Origin of the sequence: Pseudoxanthomonas sp. Soil82, from assembly GCF_040446535.1 — a bacterium.
Classification (GTDB): Bacteria; Pseudomonadota; Gammaproteobacteria; order Xanthomonadales; family Xanthomonadaceae; genus Pseudoxanthomonas; species Pseudoxanthomonas kaohsiungensis.
This window is the reverse complement of sequence record NZ_JBEAAK010000003.1, coordinates 327343-343104: the sequence shown is the minus strand read 5'-3', so window position 1 is coordinate 343104 and position 15762 is coordinate 327343. Positions and strand designations below refer to the sequence as shown.

General features: G+C 70.3%; 12 protein-coding genes. 7 read left to right on the top strand and 5 right to left on the bottom strand.

The window, feature by feature from the left end; translation table 11 throughout:
• Positions 1 to 417: 417 nt before the first annotated feature.
• Positions 418 to 1401 (top strand): RluA family pseudouridine synthase, encoded by a 984-nt coding sequence (locus ABKA19_RS10530; RefSeq protein WP_353688855.1) that lies wholly within the window; start codon positions 418 to 420, stop codon positions 1399 to 1401.
• A gap of 885 nt (positions 1402 to 2286) precedes the next feature.
• On the opposite strand, the gene zupT is transcribed toward ABKA19_RS10530, so the two are convergent.
• The 3 genes from zupT to ABKA19_RS10515 are packed head-to-tail and all read right to left on the bottom strand — an operon-like array spanning position 2287 to position 3901.
• On the bottom strand, positions 2287 to 3096 hold the full coding sequence (zupT, locus tag ABKA19_RS10525; protein WP_353688854.1) for a zinc transporter ZupT: 810 nt from the start codon (positions 3094 to 3096) through the stop codon (positions 2287 to 2289).
• 28 nt (positions 3097 to 3124) lie between these two features.
• Positions 3125 to 3553, bottom strand: coding sequence for an energy transducer TonB (locus ABKA19_RS10520; RefSeq protein ID WP_353688853.1), 429 nt, complete (start codon positions 3551 to 3553; stop codon positions 3125 to 3127).
• Between the two features lie 3 nt (positions 3554 to 3556).
• Positions 3557 to 3901: a 4a-hydroxytetrahydrobiopterin dehydratase gene (locus ABKA19_RS10515; RefSeq protein WP_162377411.1), complete on the bottom strand. Its 345-nt coding sequence runs from the start codon at positions 3899 to 3901 to the stop codon at positions 3557 to 3559.
• A gap of 78 nt (positions 3902 to 3979) precedes the next feature.
• Here ABKA19_RS10515 and ABKA19_RS10510 point away from each other — a divergent pair, with 78 nt between their 5' ends.
• The 6 genes from ABKA19_RS10510 (at position 3980) to ABKA19_RS10485 (ending at position 12813) form a co-directional block, all read left to right on the top strand.
• Positions 3980 to 4576 (top strand): NfuA family Fe-S biogenesis protein, encoded by a 597-nt coding sequence (locus ABKA19_RS10510; protein ID WP_353688852.1) that lies wholly within the window; start codon positions 3980 to 3982, stop codon positions 4574 to 4576.
• An 85-nt stretch (positions 4577 to 4661) separates the two neighbouring features.
• Positions 4662 to 6308 (top strand): hypothetical protein, encoded by a 1647-nt coding sequence (locus ABKA19_RS10505; RefSeq protein ID WP_353688851.1) that lies wholly within the window; start codon positions 4662 to 4664, stop codon positions 6306 to 6308.
• A gap of 163 nt (positions 6309 to 6471) precedes the next feature.
• A protein-coding gene (gene prfB, locus ABKA19_RS10500; RefSeq protein WP_202935635.1) for a peptide chain release factor 2 occupies positions 6472 to 7600 on the top strand; the annotation gives its coding sequence in 2 pieces (ribosomal slippage) (positions 6472 to 6546 and positions 6548 to 7600; 1128 coding nt in all).
• A gap of 127 nt (positions 7601 to 7727) precedes the next feature.
• Positions 7728 to 9254 (top strand): lysine--tRNA ligase, encoded by a 1527-nt coding sequence (gene lysS, locus ABKA19_RS10495; protein WP_353688850.1) that lies wholly within the window; start codon positions 7728 to 7730, stop codon positions 9252 to 9254.
• Between the two features lie 231 nt (positions 9255 to 9485).
• The gene (rpfG, locus tag ABKA19_RS10490) at positions 9486 to 10625 is read left to right on the top strand and encodes a cyclic di-GMP phosphodiesterase response regulator RpfG (protein WP_162377408.1); all 1140 of its coding nucleotides are present in this window, start codon (positions 9486 to 9488) and stop codon (positions 10623 to 10625) included.
• On the top strand, positions 10618 to 12813 hold the full coding sequence (locus tag ABKA19_RS10485) for an ATP-binding protein (RefSeq protein WP_353688849.1): 2196 nt from the start codon (positions 10618 to 10620) through the stop codon (positions 12811 to 12813). Before rpfG ends, ABKA19_RS10485 begins: the two co-directional genes overlap by 8 nt.
• Positions 12814 to 12908: 95 nt before the next feature.
• Here the strand turns inward: ABKA19_RS10485 and ABKA19_RS10480 are convergent, their stop codons facing one another.
• Together ABKA19_RS10480 and ABKA19_RS10475 are read right to left on the bottom strand one after the other, a co-directional pair.
• On the bottom strand, positions 12909 to 13781 hold the full coding sequence (locus ABKA19_RS10480) for a crotonase/enoyl-CoA hydratase family protein (protein ID WP_353688848.1): 873 nt from the start codon (positions 13779 to 13781) through the stop codon (positions 12909 to 12911).
• Between the two features lie 254 nt (positions 13782 to 14035).
• Positions 14036 to 15727 carry a long-chain fatty acid--CoA ligase gene (locus ABKA19_RS10475; protein ID WP_353688847.1) on the bottom strand — a complete coding sequence of 564 codons (1692 nt, stop codon included), beginning with the start codon at positions 15725 to 15727 and terminating at the stop codon, positions 14036 to 14038.
• Positions 15728 to 15762 lie beyond the last annotated feature (35 nt).

Here is a 15762-nt window from a genome sequence, read left to right as displayed (position 1 = left end):
GCGTTCCTCGCGCGCTACTACCGCGCGGAACGCCGGGGCGTTCGCTACTCTGGAATCCCGCCTGTCGCCGGGGGCGGTGGGGCGGGTTTCGCCGTCCGTCGCGCAGGCGCGTCCGGGCGGATCCTGGTTTCCAGCGCTGCAACACCACGGCGGGCCGCGGGAGCGCTTTGCTCTAATGACTTGATGGGTACGGCGGGCCGGCGGCGGGATCGCCGCGCGGGACATGTTCAGCTACCGGTGCTCTGACCCACCGGGCCATGGCCGGGTCTGCCTGCAAGCCGCTAACATGGCCGCTCCGGGAGCGGTGGCCGCGCACTGTGCCGGGATCGCGGGAAGCCCGGGCTTTCGGCCCTGCAGCTTCTTCCAGCGGAATCAAACCCTTACATCGCCGGCCGAGTCTAACAGAATTCATCCCCCATGAACCCATCCCCCACGGACGCCCCCGCCCGGGCCGGTGCCCGCACCGTCAAGGTGCCCGAGGACCGCGACGGCCAGCGTCTGGACAACTTCCTGCTGGGCCAGCTCAAGGGCGCGCCGCGCAGCCTGGTCTACAAGCTGGTCCGTAGCGGCCAGGTCCGGGTCAACGGCGGCCGGGCCAAGGCCGAGCGCAAGCTCGAGGCCGGCGACGAGGTCCGGATACCCCCGGTGCGGCTGGAGGGCGAGGCCGAACGGGGAACGCCGGCGCCGGGGCTGCTGCAGCGGATCGAGGCGGCGATCGTGTTCGAGGACGCGCGCCTGCTGGCCCTGGACAAGCCGTCGGGGGTCGCCAGCCACGGCGGCAGCGGCATTTCCTTCGGCGCCATCGAGACCCTGCGTGCGCTGCGTCCGGGCCAGACCCTGGAACTGGCCCACCGCCTGGACCGCGACACCTCCGGGGTGCTGGTGGTCGCCAAGAAGCGCTCGGCGCTGGCCGAGTTGCAGGCGCTAATGCGCGAAAGCGGACGCGAGGGCGGGGCCGGCGGTGGCATCCGCAAGCGCTACCTGACCCTGCTCACCGGCCGCATGCCCGATGGCACCCTGAGCGTGGACGCGCCACTGCACGTGGGACTGCGCCAGGGCGGCGAGCGGCACGTCCAGGTCGACCCGGGCGGCAAGCCCTCGCTGAGCCACTTCAAGGTGCTGGAGCGCCGCGGTGGGCAGTCGTACTGCGAGGTGCGCATCGATACCGGGCGCACCCACCAGATCCGCGTGCATGCGCAGCACATCGGACACCCGGTCGCCGGGGACGACAAGTACGGCGACCCGGAGGCCAACCGGCGCCTGCGCGACAAGGTCGGGCTGCGGCGGCTGTTCCTGCACGCGGCATCGCTGGAGTTCGCCCTCGACGACGGGCGCGCGCCCTATACGATCAGCGCGCCGCTGGCGCCGGAGCTGCGCGAGGTCCTGGACCGGCTGGCCTGAGCGGGCCGGCGGGGCCGCAACTCCGATTCGCACTCGTTGGATGCGGCTGTGACGGCGCGACCGGAAGCAGCGCAGCCGCCACGATGCTGGCGGGACCGCCGGACAGCGGAACAGCGGAACAGCGAGACAGCGAGACAGCGAGACAGCGAGACAGCGAGACAGCGAGAGCATCCGGGTGCGCGGGCTTCGGTGGGAGGCCGCCGCCGCATGGGGGTATGGCCCATCCCTCGGGACGACATCCTGTCTTTACTCGGGTCGTGGCACATCCCTGTGCCACTTGGGCCATACCCCCATGCGACGACGGCCTTCGGGCGGTTCGGGGTTTGTGCCTTCGGAGGGCTGCAGCAGGACGCGACTGGTGCGATGTGTGCGTGGCTTTGCCGGTCGGATGGAGCGGTGTGGACGGGTGGGATCGCCGGAACGGTCATCGTGATTCCGCTCTTGACGATCAGCCGCAGGGTCGTGGAGAAGAACGCAGACGGTGCGATGCACGGGTCGGATGGATCATCATCGCTGGAGAATCGACAGCGCATGGCCGACAAGCAACCTATCGGCAACTGCTGAATTCAGCCCCCCGGTCCTTGCTGGGGCATCGGCAAGCGGAGAAGCGCACCCAACGTTGCCGCAAAGGCCGTCGTCGCGCAGGGGGATGGACCCACGTGGCACAGGGATGTGCCACGGCCCTGAGTAAAGACAGGACGTCGTCCCGAAGGGTGGGCCATCCCCCTGGGTGACGGCGGACTCCTTCCGAAGTTAGCGCCCCGCTCTTCGCCGTCGCATCGCCATCGCATCTCGTCGTAGCTCGGCAGCCGATGGACGCGCGCGTGATCCAGTCATGTGCACGAGCTGCACCAACGAACTGCTCGTGGCTTCAGCCGGCGCCGCTCACCACTTGAACAGCACCAGGCTCAGGGCCAGCACGCCCATGCCGCTGACCAGCCCGTAGACGGTCTCGTGGCCCTGGGCGTAACGCTTGGCGGCTGGCAGCAGTTCGTCGATGGCCAGGAACACCATCACCCCGGCGATGACGCCGAACACCGCGCCGAACACCGCCTCGTTGAGGAACTGCGACAGCAGCATGAAGCCGATGATCGCGCCCACCGGCTCGGCCAGGCCCGACAGCAGGCTGGCGACGAACGCGTAGCCCTTGTTGCCGGTGGCGAAGTACACCGGCACCGCGATCGCGATTCCCTCGGGAATGTTGTGGATGGCGATGGCGAAGGCCAGCGGCAGCCCGACCGCCGGGTTCTCCAGGGTGGCGAAGAACGTCGCCAGGCCCTCGGGGAAGTTGTGCGCGGTGATCGCCACCGCGGTCATCAGCCCCACCCGGCGGATGTACTCGCGGTTGTGCTGGCGCAGCGAGGGATCGTCGGTGGTCAGCGTGTCATGCGGGTTGGGCACCAGCATGTCGATGACCATGATCAGCAGCACGCCGGCCAGGAAGGCGAAGGTGGCGTAGGTGAAGCCCAGCCGCGCGTCGTAGGCCTGGGTGAACGACACCACCGACTTGGTGAAGATCTCGGTCAGCGAGACGTACACCATCGCGCCGCCGGCGAAGGCCAGGCCGAAGGCGAGCAGGCGCGGGTTGGGGCCGCGGGCGAAGATCACCAGCAGGCTGCCCAGGCCGGTGGCCAGGCCGGCGGCCAGGGTCACCCCCAGGGCGACCAGGACCGCCGAGGTCGACGGGTCGTACATGCGTGGTCTCGTCCCTGAGCGCGTGCGGTCAGGGCGCCGGCGCGCGTCCGGCGTCCAGGGCGAAGCATGCATCCGGGCGTACCGCCGGGACGGTGAAATTCACCGGCACCTGGATGCTCTGCGCGACCGGCTGGCCGCCGCGGGTGGCCGGACGGAACTTCCAGCCTTGCACCGATTCCCTGGCCAGGCGGTCGAGTTCGTCGTTGCCGCTGCCGCGGACCAGGTCGATCCGGGTAGGAGTTCCCGCCGGGCCGACTTCGACGCCGAGCAGGGCCTGGCCTCCGATTCCGGCGCACGCCAGTTCGACCGGGTACTGGGGAGGCGGCGTGTCGATCGCGGCCACCGCGGTGGGAGCCGGGACCGGTTCGGCCGGCGGCGCGTTGCCCCCGCAGGCGGCCAGTGCCAGCACGCCCGCGAGGCCGGCCGCGTGCAAGGGAAGGCAGAGGGGTCGCTTCATGGCTCAGTCCTCCAGCAGGGCCGCGGCACGCGCCGCGCAGATGAAGTCGTTCTCGCTCAGGCCGCCGACGTCATGGGTGGAGAAGCGCACCACGCAGCGGTCGTAGTGCACGCCCAGGTCGGGGTGGTGGTCCTCGCGGTGGGCGATCCAGGCCAGCGCGTTCACGAAAGCCATGGTCCGGTGGTAGTCCTTGAAGCGGAAGGTCCGGACCAGCGCCCGTCCTTCCTCGGCCAGCTCCCAGCCCGGCACCTGCGGCAGCAGTTCGGCCACCCGCGCCTGGCCGAGCCGGTGTTCGTGGCCGCTGCGGGGCAGGCAGTGCGCCTGCGCCAGCGGAATGAGGTCGGTCATCGGAACCTCCGTCGTGCATGGCTGAACGGCGCGGCCGGGCACTGCAGGCCGCCACCGGGACGGGGCTAGAATACCCGCATGATCAATATCTCCGACAGCGCGCAGGCGCACTTCCGCAAGCTGGTCGAGCGCGAGGCCATTCCCGGCCTGGGCGTGCGCCTGAGCGCGGTGCATCCGGGAACCCCGCGTGCCGATGCACGGCTGGAGTTCGCCGAACCGGCCGAACTGGCCGGCGACGAGTGGGCGGTGGACTGCGACGGGTTCACCCTGTACGTGGCCAGCGACAGCGTCGCCTGGCTCGACGGCGCGGACATCGATTACGTCTACCAGGGCACCGGCGCGCAACTGACCATCCGCGCGCCGAAGATCAAGGGCGAGGTGCCGGCCGACTCGGCCTCGCTGGTGGAGCGCGTGCGCTGGGTGATGGAGAACGAGATCAACCCGCAGCTCGCCTCGCATGGCGGTCGCGCCACTGTGCAGGAGGTCTCGGCCGACGGCGTGGTCCTGCTGCGCTTCGGCGGTGGCTGCCATGGTTGCGGCATGGCCGACGTGACCCTCAAGCAGGGCATCGAGAAGACACTGATCGCGCGGGTGCCCGGCGTGACCGCGGTGCGCGACGCGACCGACCACGACAGCGGCCAGGCACCGTACATGCCGCGCGGCAACGCCGCCTGACCTGCCGGTGGCGCAGGCGTCCGACATCGTCCAGGCGCTGATCGAACGAGCGCCGCCGCGTCCTCCGCTTGAACGAAGCACCCGCATGCCCTACGGCTGGGCGTTGTGGTTGCGGGCGCTGCCGGCAATGCCGGCGAAGCCGCACGCGCGGGCCCGGGACGTGGCCGCGCTGCTGGCGGAGCGCCCCGGGGCGCCGATCGCGCCGGGCCGAGAGCTGGCGACCTGGCCGGCGTTCTTCTCGCTCTTCCACCAGGGCTGGCAGCCGCCGCCGCGGGACGAACGCCTGGCGCGCTGGGCCTCGCGCATCGGCAGCGGCGTCATGCACGTGCTGTTCGTGGTGTTCCTGGCCTGGATCGCCTACCTGCAGTCGCTGCTGCCCCCGGTGCCGCCGGAAGAGGGCGGCGGTGGCGAGCGGATCGAGGTCGGCTTCGTCGGCGCCGGCGATCCGGGTACGCCGCAGACCGCCGCCGGCGAGTCGCCTGCGGCCGAGGCCGGCCCGGCGGCGCCACCTGCGCCGACGCCGGCTGCGGCGCCGCCGTCGTTGCCAACGGAGGCCGTCGCGCCGCAGGCGCCATCACTGCCGCCGGTGGAGACGACGGTCGCCGCGCCGGCGCTGCCGGTCCCGGAGCTGCCGGATGTCATGGTCCGCGAGGTGCCGCAGCCGGAAGCGCCGCCGCCGAGCGTCGAGCAACCGGTGCAGGTCACCGAGGTGGATCAGCCGACCATCGACTACGTGCTGCCGCCGGCCACGCCCAGCGAGATCACCGTGCGCCCGGTCGACACGCCGCAGGTGCGCGAGCGCGAGGTCGTGGTGGTGCAGGCGCCGGTCCTGCAGGCGCCGCAGGCGCGGCCGGTCGATGTGCCGCTGCGCCTGCCGCGCGAGGTGCAGCTGCGCACGCGCGAGGTCGGCGAACCGCTGCCGCAACCCGAGGTGCGGCCGGTGACGGTTCGCGCTCCGCAGGTCGAGGCGCGCATGCCCGAGGCGGCGGAAGCGACCGTGCGCCAGCGCGAGGTGGCGATGCCTTCGCCATCGGCCGCCACCCCGGCGGCGCAGGCCCCCGTACCGGCACCAGCGCCCGCCGCCGCACCCGCGCCGATGCCCGCCAGCGGTACAGCCGCCGCGTCCGTGCCGGGCTCCGGCCCACAGGCTGCGCGTGCGGACACCGGCCGTGTTCCGCCCGGCAGCGCGGCCCCGGCGGACAGCGGCTGGCAGAGTCCGCGCGCCGGCGACGACTGGGGCCAGGCACGCAGCGGCGAGGTCCGGCCGGGAGGTGCGCCGGGCCTGTTCGACAGCGAGGGCAGGGTGCGGTTGCCCGGCGATGGCGCCGGCCCCGGGCAAGGCCCGGGGCCGGGCGATGGCGTGGGCGAGGGCATGGCCGACCGCGGCGCCCCGGGAGGGGACAACGACACCTGGACCCGCGACCGCATCGACCAGTCGGGCACCTGGCTCAAGCGGCCGCCCTACGACTACGAGCCGACCAGCTTCGACCGCTACTGGGTGCCCAACGAGTCGCTGCTGGCCGACTGGGTGCGCAAGGGCATCAAGTCGGTCGCGATCCCGATCCCGGGCACCGGCAAGAAGATCAACTGCGTGGTCTCGATCCTGCAGCTCGGCGGCGGTTGCGGCATCACCGATCCGGACCTCAACGAACAGCCGGCCACCGCGCGTCCGCCGCCGGACGTACCGTTCAAGCCGGAACTGCAGGAAGACAACGGCAGCGTCCGGCCCTGATGCCGGCGACGCCTGCTGCCCGCGGATGCCGGCATGCCCCGGCGGCCGTGCCGGCACAGCGGCCCGTAGCCGCAGGGCAGCGTGGCGGGACGGGCTCCCCAGGGCGCGATGGAGCATGCATCCCTGCTAGAATCGGCGGCCGTTTTCAAGCCTGCCGACTGCCATGATCGAGCTCAATCCCGTCCGCCAGCGCATCGCCGACCTCACCGGCCGGGTGGTCTCGCTCCGGGGGTATCTTTGACTACGACGCCAAGAAGGAGCGTCTGGAAGAAGTAAACCGGGAGCTCGAGCTGCCCAACGTCTGGGACGACCCCGAGCGCGCCCAGGGCCTGGGCCGCGAGCGTTCCCTGCTGGAGAAGACCGTCGTCGGCATCGCCTCGGTGCTGGAGGGCCTGGAAGGCTCGACCGAGCTGCTGGAACTGGCCGAGGGCGAGCAGGACGAGGACACCGCGCTGGCGGTGGTCGCCGACGTGGACCGCTTCCAGAAGCAGATCGAGGCGCTGGAGTTCCAGCGCATGTTCTCCGGCAAGATGGATTCGGCCAACGCCTTCGTCGACATCCAGGCCGGCGCCGGCGGCACCGAGGCCCAGGACTGGGCGGAAATGCTGCTGCGCATGTACCTGCGCTGGTGCGAGTCGCGCGGCTGGAAGACCGAGCTGATGGAAGCCAGCGGCGGCGATGTCGCCGGCATCAAGTCGGCCACGTTGCGCGTCGAAGGCGACTTCGCCTACGGCTGGCTGAAGACGGAAACCGGCGTGCACCGGCTGGTGCGCAAGTCGCCGTTCGATTCGGACAACCGCCGCCACACCAGCTTCACCTCGGTCTTCGTCTCACCGGAAGTCGACGACAACATCGATATCGAGATCAACCCGGCCGACCTGAAGACCGACGTCTACCGCTCCTCCGGTGCCGGTGGCCAGCACGTCAACAAGACCGAGTCGGCGGTGCGCATCACCCACGTGCCCACCGGGATAGTGGTCGCCTGCCAGACCGGCCGCAGCCAGCACCAGAACCGCGACAACGCGATGAAGATGCTGGCCGCCAAGCTCTACGAGCTGGAGATCCAGAAGCGCAATGCCGAGCGCGACGCGGTCGAGGCGACCAAGTCCGATATCGGCTGGGGCAGCCAGATCCGCAACTACGTGCTCGACCAGAGCCGGATCAAGGACCTGCGCACCGGCATCGAGCGCAGCGACACCCAGAAGGTGCTGGACGGCGATCTGGACGAGTTCGTCGAGGCCAGCCTGAAGGCCGGCCTGGAGGCCGGCGCGAAACGGTCCGACGCGGCCTGACCGGGCCGCCCGCAAGGGCGAGCCAGGCACCGCGTCCGCATCTCCCCCGACAGGATGCCCGGTGCCGTCGAAGCGGACGCCGGGCGAGCCCCGACTCCAAACGCGGCCCCCGCGTCCGACCGACACCATGACCCAGCCCAACGACACCGCCGCCCCCTCCACGCCCGCCGACGAGAACCACCTGGTCGCCGAGCGCCGCGCCAAGCTCGCCGCGCTGCGCGGGCAGGGCATCGCGTTCCCCAACGACTTCAAGCGCGCCGACTATGCCGGCGACCTCCAGGCCGAGTTCGCCGATGCGGAGCAGTGGACGGCCGAAGCGCTCGAGGCGCTGCCGCGCAAGGTCGCCCTGGCCGGCCGGCTGATGGCCAAGCGGGTGATGGGCAAGGCCAGCTTCGCCCAGGTCATGGACGAGTCCGGCAGGATCCAGCTGTTCCTGCAGGGCAATGTCCTGGGCGAGGCCTACGAGGCGTTCAAGTCGTTCGACGTGGGCGACATCGTCGCCGTCGAGGGCGGGCTGACCCGCACCCGCACCGGCGAACTGTCGGTCAAGGCCGCCTCGCTGCGCCTGCTGGTCAAATCGCTGCGGCCGTTGCCGGACAAGTGGCACGGCCTGAGCGACGTCGAGCAGCGCTACCGCCAGCGCTATGTCGACCTGATCGTCACGCCCGAGGCGCGCGAGGTCTTCGTCAAGCGCAGCAAGATCATCCGTGCGATCCGCGAGTGGCTCGACACCCGCCGTTTCCTGGAAGTGGAAACGCCGATGATGCATTACATCCCCGGCGGTGCCACGGCCAAGCCGTTCGTCACCCACCACAACGCACTGGACCTGCAGCTGTACCTGCGCGTGGCGCCGGAGCTGTACCTCAAGCGGCTGGTCGTCGGCGGCCTGGAGCGCGTCTACGAGATCAACCGCAATTTCCGCAACGAGGGCGTGTCGACCCGGCACAACCCCGAGTTCACGATGCTCGAGCTGTACGAGGCCTACGCCACGTACCACGAGGTGATGGACCTGACCGAGAACGTGATCCGCGATACCGCGCAGGTCGTACTCGGCACCACCCAGGTGGAATGGGACGGGCAGGCGATCGACCTGGGGCCGAGGTTCCGCCGCTGGCGCATGGACGAGGCGGTGCGCCACCACAACCCGGAGATCAGCGCCGCCGACTGCACCGACCGCGATGCGCTGCTGCGCCATTGCGAGCGGCTGAAGATCAGGGTCAAGCCGTCCTACGGCTGGGGCAAGCTGCTGCTGGAGATCTTCGAGGCCACCGTCGAGCACACCCTGGTCCAGCCGACCTTCATCACCGACCATCCGGTCGAGGTCTCGCCGCTGGCCCGTGCCAGCGATACCGAGCCCGGCTACACCGACCGCTTCGAGCTGTTCATCAACGGCAAGGAGATCGCCAACGGCTTCTCCGAGCTCAACGACCCGGAAGACCAGGCCGCGCGCTTCCAGGCGCAGGTCGAGGCCAAGGAGGGCGGCGACGACGAGGCCATGCACTTCGACGCCGACTACATCCGGGCGCTGGAGTACGGCCTGGCGCCGACCGGCGGCCTGGGCATCGGCATCGACCGGCTGGTGATGCTGCTGACCGGCAGCACCTCGATCCGCGACGTGCTGCTGTTCCCGTACATGCGGCCCGGGCAGGGCTGATCGCGGCCTGGACGCCCGGAAATCCGGGCGTGCGGCCGCCGGCGGGCGCGGCCGCGGCACACGGATGGCGCGGCCGGGCCGCGCCGCCAGGCACCCGTAACGAATCCCCGTTCCCTGCATTGCGTCACGGTTTCCGCCCCCTCCCGCCGCCGTGCTGGCACGCTCCCTGCGTCTTTCCGAGGTACAAGCGGGGCTGAACGCCGCGCGATCCCGCAAGGGCGGGGGGCTGACATGGGTGCGGGCAGGGCCGGTAGCGCGCTATTCTGCGATCCTACGGCGGGGTGCCAAGGGGCGGAACGGCAATTGGACATCGTCATCGTCGACGATCAGGCATCGGCGCGAACGATGCTGCGGCACATCATCGAGGACATCACCTCGGAGCTGGCCGTGCACGACTTCGGCGACGCCCGCCAGGCGCTGGCCTGGTGCGATAACAACCCCACCGACCTGCTGCTGCTCGACTACCGCATGCCGGGCATGGACGGGCTGGAGTTCGCCCGCCGCTTCCGCCGGCTGCCCAAGCACCGCGACATCCCGATCATCCTGATCACCGTCGTCGGCGACGAGCCGGTCCGGCAGGCGGCGCTGGAGTCGGGGGTGATCGACTTCCTGGTCAAGCCGGTACGCCCGCGCGAGCTGCGGGCGCGGTGCCACAACCTGCTCCAGCTGCGCCAGCAGTCGGAGACGGTCAAGCAGCGGGCGCTGTCGCTCGAGCAGCGGCTGCTGTCGAGCATGCACGAAGTCGAGGAGCGCGAGCGCGAGACGCTGTCGCGCCTGGCCCGCGCGATCGAGTTCCGCGACGCCGGCACCAGCGCCTACCTGGAGCGCATGTCGCGCGTTGCCGGGCTGGTGGCCGAAGGCATGGGCCTGGCCGAGGACGACGTGCGCACCATCGAGATGGCCGCCCCGCTGCACGACATGGGCAAGATCGCCATTCCCGACGCGGTGCTGATGAAGGCGGGCAAGCTGGACGAGGCCGAGATGGCGGTCATGCGGCGGCATCCGCGCATCGGCCACGAGTTGCTCAGCGGCAGCCAGAACCGCTTCATCCAGGTCGGGGCGATGATCGCCCTGCGCCACCACGAACGCTACGACGGCAGCGGCTATCCCGACGGCCTGGCCGGCGAGGCGATCCCGCTGGAAGCGCGCATCGTCGCCGTGGCCGACGTGTTCGACGCGCTGATCTCGCCGCGCCCGTACAAGGAAGCCTGGACCGTGGACGCCGCGCTGGCCTACCTCTACGCCCAGCGTGGCCGCCTGTTCGATCCCGATTGCGTCGACGCGCTGATGCGCGGGCGCGAGCGCCTGCAGCTGATCTGCGAGCAGTATTCCACCGCGTCGGCGCGGCCGGGAGGGCTGGCCCATGGCTGAGGCCTTCGCCTGGCTGCGCCGCCGCCTGGCCAACCGCCCTGACAGCGAGCACGGCCAGGCGCTGGTGCGCATCGTCCTGATCCTGCTGATCCTGGGCTACGTGCTGCTGCCTTCTTCGCGCGGCGGGCTGGAGCCGGCGCAGTACCGGACCGTGCTGGCGATCGTGCTCACCGGCCTCACCCTGAGCCTGGGGATCTTCGCCGCGCTGCTGGCGCGCCCGGGGCGCTCCGACGTGCGCCGCGTGGTCGGCATGCTCGCCGACTACGGCCTGATGGCCGCCGGCATGATCGCCATGGGCGAGCCGCTGGCCTGGGTCTACGTGGTGGTGATGTGGGTGACCGTCGGCAACGGCCTGCGCTACGGCAACCGCTACCTGTACGTGGCCGTGGCGATGGCCGTGGCCAGTTTCGGCACGGTGCTGGTGTCCAATGATTTCTGGGCCCAGGTGCGCGGCCTGGGCGTGGGCTTGCTCGTGGGCCTGGCGGCGGTGCCGCTGTACCTGTCCAGCCTGCTCAGGCAGTTGACCCGCGCGACCGAGGAAGCGCGGCGTGCCAGCGAGGCCAAGAGCCGGTTCCTGGCCAACATGAGCCACGAGTTCCGCACGCCGCTCAACGGCCTGGGGGGCATGTCCGAGTTGCTGGCGACCACCCGCCTGGACGATGAGCAGCGCGAGTGCGTGCGCACCATCCAGGCCTCGACCCGCACGCTGATGGCACTGGTCGAGGACGTGCTCGACATCTCGGCGATCGAGGCGGGCAAGCTCAAGCTCAACCTGTCCGACTTCTCGCCACGCGAGGTCGTGTCCAGCATCGGCCTGATCCTGCACCCGCAGGCGCGCGCCAAGAACATCGACTACCTGGTGGTGGTCGGCGACGGCGTGCCGGAAACCGTGCACGGCGATCCCGGCCACGTCCGCCAGGTGCTGCTGAACCTGGTCGGCAACGCGGTCAAGTTCACCGACCAGGGGCGGGTGCGGGTGGACGTGGACGTGGCCGCCGGCGCGCCCGAGGATGCGCGCACCCGCCTGCGCTTCACCGTCACCGATACCGGCATCGGCATCCCGGCGGCGATGCGCGGGCGGCTGTTCGAGGCGTTCGAGCAGGCCGACGCGGGCCTGGCCCGCCGCTATGGCGGCACCGGCCTGGGGACCACGATCGCCAAGGGCCTGACCGAGGCGATGGGCGGGCGGATCGGCTTCGAGAGCCTGGAAGGTCGCGGCAGCCGCTTCTGGGTGGAGTTGCCCTTCGCTGCGCCGCAGGAGCGCGCACTGCGCCCGTCGGCTGCGCCGATCGCCGAGGTCGAGAGCGAAACCGCGCTGCGCGATGGCGGCGACAACATCATCGCTTTCGCCGATCCGTTCCTGCGCCACCGTGCGCGCGTGCGCAGCATGCAGCTGCTGGTGGCCGACGACTACGAAGCAAACCGCATGGTGCTGCAGCGGCTGCTGCAGAAGGCCGGTCACCGCGTTACTTCGGTCGAGGGCGGCGAAGAGGTCCTCGACGCGATGGCGGCCAGCGATTACGACGCGGTCATCGTCGACCTGCACATGCCTGGCGTCAGCGGCCTGGACCTGCTCAAGCAGCTGCGCGTGATGCAGGCCGGTGGCGGCCCGCGGACCCCGGTGGTCGTGCTCAGCGCCGACGTCACCCCCGAGTCCATCCAGCGCTGCGAGCAGGCCGGCGCCTACGCCTTCCTGGCCAAGCCGGTCGCCGCCGGCCGGTTGCTGGAGACCCTGTCGGACATCGCCGCCCAGCGGGGCCGCCGCAACGCGGTCCTGCCAGCGCGACCGGATGTGGGCGAGGCGCCGGTGGGCGTGCTCGACAGCTCGGTGCTGGACGAACTGGCGGCGATGGGCATGGGCGAGGAGTTCGAGCGCGAGTTCATCGCCCACTGCCTGGCCGACGCCGATGGCTGCATCGGCGCCATGACGCACGCGGCCGAAGCGGCGGACTGGGCACGCCTGCGCGACCATGCCCATGCGATCAAGGGCGTGGCCGCCAACATGGGGCTGGTCAAGGTGGCCGAGCAGGGCAGCGAGCTGATGCGGCTGGCCGACTGGCAGATCCGCAACGAATGGCGCCAGCGGATCGCGATGCTCAATGCGGCGCTGACCCAGGGTCGCGATGCCCTGGCCGCGCGCCAGCAGGCGCGGGGCAACTTGCGCGATGGTGGCGGCGAGCCGGGTTGAGCCGGCCCGGAAAAAGCAAAGGCCCGGCATCCTGCCGGGCCCGATTCTCCCCCTGATGCCGCTGCCGCTCGATCCGGCGGCCTTGCGGTACCGAATCAGGCGGCTTCCGAGCTGGCCCTGCGCGTCTGCGCACGCACGATGCGCTCCATCGTCCGCAGCGACTTGTCGCCCAGCGCCAGCGCGGTGTCGACCCATACCTCGGTGATGCCCATCAGTTCCTCGTAGCTGACCGGCTGGCCGATCTTGCGCACGGCGTTCATCGCCAGGTGCGAATGCGGCGCGCGCTGGTGCTGGCGGATCAGGTCCTGCACCGCCGACTCGCCCTGGCCCTTGGGCACGAGCACGTCGACCACGCCCAGGCGGTACATCTCCTCGCTGCTGTAGACCTCGCCGCTGAGGATCATCTTCTCGGCCTGGCGCGGGCTGACGCGCTTGCACAGGAACGAATAGGCGCCCATGCCCGGGAACAGGCCGAACAGCACCTCCGGCAGGCCCATGCCGACGCCTTCCTCGGCGACGATCGTGTGGCAGGCCAGCGCCATTTCCAGGCCGCCGCCGAGCGCGTCGCCCTGGATCAGGGCCACGGTATGCATGTCGCCGCCGAAACCGGTGTGGACGTGGTGGACGCCTTCCACGCAACGGCGCGCATAGGCCAGCAGCCGCTCGCGGTTGCCCTCGCGGATCAGGCGGCCGAACAGCTCCAGGTCGCCGCCGAGGTTGTAGGCCGAGGCGGCCGAGGCCAGCACGAAGTGGCGCAGCCGGCCCTGGTGGCGCTGCGATTCGCGCAGGGTGATCGAGCTCATGTAGCTCCACATGTCCTCGAGCATCTCGAAGCGGCAGCACGGGCGCACGCCGGACTGGCCGGCGTCGGCATGCATGTAGAGCCAGTGGGCGCTGCCGTCGGGCGGCGTCTGCACGCGGATGGTCGGGAAATGGTGGGTGCGCTGCAGCTTTTCGATCGTGCTCATGGCGGTCTCTCCGGGGTCGGCTGACCTGCCGGCTTCACGGCAGGCGGGGGATGTTGCCCGGCCATGCTACACCTGAACGGATAATTAAAAGCGACTGGCCGGAGCGCCCGGAATCCTCCGTGGCGGATCGTTAAGAAACCGGAAAAACGCGCCCGCAACGGGCGCCGGAGGCCGTCGCCCACGGCCGCCTTGCCGCCAACGGAAGCGCCCCGGCAGGGGCCGGGGCGCGATCGGGATGGGGCGGCAGCGGGCGGTCAGGCCGCCGGGGCGGCAGGGGGCGGGTCGCGCAGCTCCTTGCGCAGGATCTTGCCGACGTTGGTCTTCGGCAGCTCGGTCCGGAACTCGATGTGGCGAGGCTGCTTGTAGCCGGTCAGCGCCTCGCGGCAGTAGGCCTTGATCTGCTCGGCGGTGAGCGAGGGGTCCTTGCGGACCACGAACAGCTTGACCGCCTCGCCCGAACGCTCGTCGGGGACGCCGATCGCGGCCACTTCCAGTACGCCGGGCATGGCGGCGACCACATCCTCGACCTCGTTCGGGTACACGTTGAAGCCCGAGACCAGGATCATGTCCTTCTTGCGGTCGACGATGTAGACGAAGCCCTTGTCGTCGATCCGGGCCATGTCGCCGGTATGCAGCCAGCCGTCGGCGTCGATCACCTTGGCCGTCTCCTCGGGGCGCTGCCAGTAGCCCTTCATCACCTGCGGGCCCTTCACGCACAGTTCGCCGACCTGGCCCGTCGCCAGGACGTTGCCGTCGTCGTCCTTGACGCAGACATCGGTGGACGGGATCGGCAGTCCGATCGAACCGTTGAACTCCTTGATGTCGAGCGGGTTGATGCACGCCGCAGGCGAGGTTTCGGTCAGGCCGTAGGCTTCCACCAAGGTCACGCCGGTGACCTTCTTCCAGCGCTCGGCCACCGCGCGCTGCACGGCCATGCCGCCGCCCAGGGTCACCTTGAGCGAGGAGAAGTCCACCTCGTCGAAGCCCGGCGTGTTGAGCAGGCCGTTGAACAGCGTGTTGACGCCGGTGATCGCAGTGAAGCGCGTGCCCTTGAGCTCCTTGACGAAGCCGGGCATGTCGCGCGGGTTGGTGATCAGGTGGTTGAGCCCGCCCAGCTCCATGAACACCAGCCCGTTCGCCGTCAAGGCGAAGATGTGGTACAGCGGCAGCGCGGTGATGATGATTTCCTTGCCGCGCTCGAGCTGGTTGGCGCCCAGCCAGGCCGATGCCTGCTGCATGTTCGCCACCAGGTTGCGGTGGGTCAGCATCGCGCCCTTGGCCACGCCGGTGGTGCCGCCGGTGTACTGCAGGAAGGCGATGTCGCCAGGATCGATGTCGACCTGGGGCAGGGCATGCCGCTTGCCCGCGGCCAGCGCGTCGCGGAAGCGCACCGCCCCCGGGATGTCGTAGTCGGGCACCATCTTCTTCACGTACTTCAGCACGAAGTTGACGATGGCGCCCTTGGGGAAGCCGATCATGTCGCCCAGGCCGGTGGTGATCACCTGCTTGAGCGGGGTATCGGCCAGCACGTCCTGCACGGTGTGGCCGAAGTTGTCGACTACCACGATCGCCGAGGCGCCCGCGTCCACCAGCTGGTGCTTGAGCTCGCGGGCGGTGTAGAGCGGATTGACGTTGACCACGGTCAGGCCGGCGCGCAGCACGCCGAAGGTGGCGATCGGGTACTGCAGGCAGTTGGGCATCATGATCGCGACGCGATCGCCCTTCTTCAGCCCCAGCTCGCCCAGCAGGTAGGCGGCGAACTGCTTGCTGAGCTCGTCGACCTGGGCGTAGGTCAGCTGCTTGCCGAAGTTGCTGTACGCCGGCCGGTCGGCATACCGGGATGCCGATGATGCGAAAACCGCGGCGATGGAGCGGTACTCGTCCGGATCGATTTCTGCAGGTACGCCCTGCGGATAGCTCCGCAGCCAGGGACGATCCGAGTTCATTAGCGCCTCCCCTCCGAGGTGATGTTCGATTCTTG